This is a genomic window from Sphingomonas sp. (assembly GCF_048594985.1).
In the GTDB taxonomy this organism is placed as follows: Bacteria; Pseudomonadota; Alphaproteobacteria; order Sphingomonadales; family Sphingomonadaceae; genus Sphingomonas_I.
Genome location: NZ_JBMDXG010000057.1, coordinates 1 through 4088, shown reverse-complemented (window position 1 = coordinate 4088; position 4088 = coordinate 1). Strand labels below are relative to the sequence as shown.

The following is a 4088-nucleotide window of genomic DNA, read 5'->3' as shown; positions in this document are numbered from 1 at the left end:
ATTTCCCTGCCGATCTGATCGGCGAGCTGAACCTAGTACGCCTCAAGTTCATGGACGAGTTCGAAGCTCGGTTCCCCGCCTACGGCAAGGGCCGAGCGACCTGGCGCTGACCGCCACATACGTTTCGAAACGGGCTCTTAGAGAATCGATATGGCACGATAAAAGCTGAATTGATGGCAAAGGTGGCAGCGATAAATGCTGCAAGAGGCCCCGTCAAAAAGCATAGTTTCACCACCACGGCGGCGCCTTCGGCCCCGGATGCGGCGTGACCGACGGCGCGGGATGCCCCAGATAGCCCATGTCGCCCAGCCAGTCCTCGATCGCCTGCGGGGAATGCTGAAGCGCGGCGAGGTCGGTGCGCCCGCCCAGCTGGTAGCCATGCCCGCCCGCGCGGTAGAGGTGCAGCTCCGCCGACGCCCCCGCCGCGCGATAGGCCTGCATCAGGTCGAGCACCGGCGCCGAGCAGCACGGAGCGTCATGCGCCGCCGATAGTAAGATCGGCGGCGCGTCCTTGCTCACCCGCTCGTCGGCATGTCCCGGCCCCGGATAGAGCAGCAGGGCGAAATCCGGCCGGGCATGCAGCCGGTCGATCGCGTCGCCCTTGCCGCGCGCGGGCACCGGATCGCTCAGGCTGGTCATCCGCGCCAGTTCGCCGCCGGCCGAAAAGCCCATGATCCCGATCCGCCGAAACCCGTACCGGTCGGCGCGGGCGCGCAACAGACGCATCGCCCGCTCCGTGTCCGCGCGGGCATCCTCCAGCGCGTAGGGCGACCCCTCCGCCCGATAGAGCCGGTAGCGCAGCACGAACGCCGCCACGCCGCGCGCGGCCAGCCACTGGGCGACGTTCGATCCCTCGTTCGCGGTCACCAGCATGGCATGTCCGCCGCCCGGCACGACGAGGATGGCGGTGCCCGTCGCCTTGGCCGGATCGGGCAGATAGGCGGTGATGCTCGGATCGTTGACGTTGCGCGTCCAGAAGCCCGTATCCTGTTCGGCGATGGCGCGTCGCGATTCGAACCCCGGCACCCCGTTCGGCCACAGGGCGATCCGTTCCTGCGCGACGGCGGTTCCGCTCGCGACGAACAGCAGCATCGCGGCGATCCTCTGCATCAGGCGCATTGCCCCTCTCCTCACCATCGCCCAAGCAAGACGCGGAACTTCGCGCAGGTCAACCTTGTACCCTTTTTGTTCTGTTTTGTCAAGCGCCATTTACGCCTAGGCAGGCATGATGTCCCGCCTCCGCCCGCTCGCCCTGCTCCTCCTCCTTGCGGGCTGCATCCCCGCGCCGCGATCGGGCGGGCGCGGCCCGGAGCCCCGGCGCGAGGACGATCCGGTCGCCTACCGTCAATGCCTTGCCGAGCTCGGCCAGATGGGTGCGCGGGTCCAGGCGCTGCCCGACCGGACGTGGCCCAACGGCTGCTCGGCGACGAGCGCGGTCAAGCTGGTCGCGATCGGCATCCCCGTCACCAATCTCGGCGCGCTCAAATGCGGTCTCGCCCGCCCTTTCATCCGCTGGACGCGCGAGGTGGTGCAGCAGGCGGCGCAGGCGCGGCTCGGCACCACCGTGACGCGGATCGACAGCTTCGGGACCTTCGCCTGCCGTCCCGTCAACAATCAGGCAGGCAACCGCCTGTCCGAACATGGCCGCGCCAACGCGGTCGACATTGGCGGCTTCCAGCTTGCCGACGGGCGGCGCATCACCGTGCTGGCCGGGTGGAGCGGCCCGGACGCCAATGTCCGCGCCTTCCTGCGCGATTTGCACGCACAGGCCTGCCGCCGGTTCGACGTCGTGCTCGGTCCCGATGCCAATGCGCTTCACCGCGACCATTTCCATTTCGACATGGGCAGCAGCCGCTATTGCCGCTAATTCGCGCGGCATGAGCCAAGCCAACGACATCGACGACGCCAAGATCCCGCCGCGCATCTTCCCCAAGGCGAAGGAGGATGCGGAGAGCGTGGACGCCTGCGCGCCGCTGCCCCAGACCGCCGATCCCGCCTACCGCCTCGCTTTCCAGGACAAGGATTTCCTGCTGCGCGAGGATCTCCGCCCCGTCCGCTTCCAGCTCGAGCTGATGAAGCCCGAACTGTATCTGGAGGAAGCGGGCATCGGGTCGACCTTCGTCTTCTACGGGTCGGCGCGCATTCCATCGCCCGAGCGCGCCGACATGCTGGTCGACGCGGCCAAGACCGATACGCAGCGCCGCATCGCCGAGCGGCTCAAGGCCAAGTCGCATTATTACGACGTGGCGCGCGATCTCGCCAAGCTGGCGAGCGCCAGCCCGGTCCATGCCGACGGCAAGCGCCAGTTCGTGGTCTGCTCGGGCGGCGGGCCGTCGATCATGGAAGCCGCCAATCGCGGCGCGCGCGATGTCGGCGCGGAGACGATCGGCCTCAACATCGTCCTGCCGTTCGAACAGGCGCCGAACCCTTACGTCACCCCGCACCTCAGCTTCAACTTCCACTATTTCGCGCTCAGGAAGATGCACTTCCTGATCCGCGCGCGCGCGGTCGCGGTGTTTCCGGGCGGCTTCGGGACGTTCGACGAATTTTTCGAGCTGCTGACGTTGATCCAGACCGGCAAGACCGCGGTCGTGCCGATCCTGCTGTACGGCAAGGACTTCTGGACGCGCGTGATCGATTTCGAGGCTCTGGTCGACGAGGGCGTGATCGCCCCGCAGGACCTCGACCTGTTCCATTATTGCGAGACGGCGGAGGAAGGCTGGGCGTGCGTCCAGAACTTCTACCGCGTCAACAAGGACCCGCTGTTCCGCCGGGGTCGCGGCGAGAAGTGATCTGAACCCCCTCCCGGTGCCAAGCGCCGGGAGGGGGACAGGCTTTTTAGCGCAGCGCCGCCTTGAGGTCGTCGACCAGGTCGGTGCGCTCCCATGGGAAGAAATCGCCCTCGGCATCGCGGCCGAAATGGCCGTAGGCGGCGGTCTTCTGATAGATCGGCTTGTTGAGCTTCAGGTGCGTGCGGATGCCGCGTGGCGTCAGCCCGCCCAGCTTCTCGATCTTGCCGATCGCCGCTTCCAGCGCCGCATCGTCGACCGTGCCGGTGCCGTGCGTGTCGACATAGAGCGACAGTGGCTTCGACACGCCGATCGCGTAAGCGAGCTGGATCGTCACCCGCTTGGCAAGGCCGGCGGCAACGATGTTCTTGGCGAGGTAGCGGGTGATGTACGCCGCCGACCGATCGACCTTGGTCGGATCCTTGCCGCTGAACGCGCCGCCGCCGTGCGGGGACGCGCCGCCATAGGTGTCGACGATGATCTTGCGCCCGGTCAGGCCGGCGTCGCCGTCGGGGCCGCCGATCTCGAACGATCCGGTCGGGTTGATGTGATATTCGGTCGCGTCGGACAGCAGCTCCGCCGGCAGGATGTCGGCGACGACCTGCTTCACGTAGGCGTGTAGCTCGGCTTCCTTGTCGCCTTCGTCATAGCCCTTGGCATGCTGGGTCGACACCACGATCGCGGTCGCGGCGACCGGCTTGCCGCCTTCGAACTTCAGCGTGACCTGGCTCTTGGCATCGGGCTCCAGGAACGGCGCCGCGCCCGAATGGCGGTCGGCCGCCATCCGCTCGAGGATCTTGTGGCTGTAATATAGCGTCGCGGGCATCAGCCCCGGCGTCTCGTCGCAGGCGAAGCCGAACATGATGCCCTGGTCGCCCGCGCCCTCGTCCTTGTTGCCGGACGCATCGACGCCCTGCGCGATGTGCGCCGACTGGGCGTGCAGGTTGTTTTCGAAGCGGAAGCTTTCCCAGTGGAAGCCCGCCTGCTCATACCCGATCCGCTTCACCGTCTCGCGCACGGTCTTTTCGATCTCGGCCTCCATGCCCGGGGCCCAGTTGCCTTCGGTGTCCATGATGCCCTTGCCGCGAATCTCACCCGCCAGCACGACGAGCTGGGTGGTGGTGAGCGTTTCGCAGGCGATGCGCGCCTCCGGATCCTTCGACAGGAACAGATCGACGATGGCGTCGGAAATCTGGTCGGCGACCTTGTCGGGATGACCTTCCGAAACCGATTCGGACGTGAAGAGATAGTTGCTGCGCATCGCTGGCCTTCAGCTGTGAGGGGACGTATTCGGATATA

At 66.7% G+C, this 4088-nt stretch carries 4 protein-coding genes; 2 read left to right on the top strand and 2 right to left on the bottom strand.

What is annotated here, in order from left to right; translation table 11 throughout:
* Nucleotides 1-228 precede the first annotated feature (228 nt).
* Entirely contained in the window at nt 229-1119 is an 891-nt protein-coding gene (locus tag ACOJSF_RS02120; RefSeq protein ID WP_420140586.1) for an alpha/beta hydrolase, read from the bottom strand.
* A 106-nt stretch (nt 1120-1225) separates the two neighbouring features.
* Here ACOJSF_RS02120 and ACOJSF_RS02115 point away from each other — a divergent pair, with 106 nt between their 5' ends.
* On the top strand, nt 1226-1867 hold the full coding sequence (locus ACOJSF_RS02115) for an extensin family protein (RefSeq protein WP_420140585.1): 642 nt from the start codon (nt 1226-1228) through the stop codon (nt 1865-1867).
* A gap of 10 nt (nt 1868-1877) precedes the next feature.
* Nucleotides 1878-2792 carry an LOG family protein gene (locus ACOJSF_RS02110; protein WP_420140584.1) on the top strand — a complete coding sequence of 305 codons (915 nt, stop codon included), beginning with the start codon at nt 1878-1880 and terminating at the stop codon, nt 2790-2792.
* Between the two features lie 46 nt (nt 2793-2838).
* Here ACOJSF_RS02110 and metK read toward each other — a convergent pair whose 3' ends face one another.
* Nucleotides 2839-4050 carry a methionine adenosyltransferase gene (gene metK / locus ACOJSF_RS02105; protein WP_420140583.1) on the bottom strand — a complete coding sequence of 404 codons (1212 nt, stop codon included), beginning with the start codon at nt 4048-4050 and terminating at the stop codon, nt 2839-2841.
* Nucleotides 4051-4088: the final 38 nt, after the last annotated feature.